This window comes from Phormidium sp. CCY1219 (assembly GCF_055795085.1).
The window spans coordinates 1-342 of record NZ_JAYFEQ010000582.1 but is presented as its reverse complement, the minus strand read 5'-3'; the positions used below and the strand labels follow the sequence as shown (position 1 = coordinate 342).

Below are 342 nucleotides of genomic sequence, written 5' to 3'. Positions count from 1 at the left end.
CATCCTTTCCACCTAGGGTTTCTGGGATGATGTGGTCTACTTCCATAATGTCTTCTTCCTTGAAATAATGTCCGCAGCGGGTACACTTCCCTTTTTGTTTCTTCAGGAGCTTCGATACTCTCGTTGGAACACCGGGTTGTTTCCCCATTCTTGTACTCCAGTATTTGAGATTGCCATCGTATGGGCTGGCCTCGCCTTTGACTTTAACGTGTCTGACAATTGGAGTCTCAGCGTGGTATTGCAATTTGATTGGGTTTGATTCCGTTCGTGTTGCAAATACCCATTGCCGATTCCCTATTGTTTGCCAGTATTTCTTGGCTACCCACTTTCCTGTTTTGTTGG

Annotated in this window: 1 protein-coding gene; it reads right to left on the bottom strand. The window is 45.6% G+C overall.

The features are described 5' to 3' along the window. On the bottom strand, nucleotides 1-148 hold a 148-nt coding region (locus tag AC0QH1_RS16290), incomplete at its 3' end, for an HNH endonuclease (protein WP_324632264.1). Nucleotides 149-342: the final 194 nt, after the last annotated feature.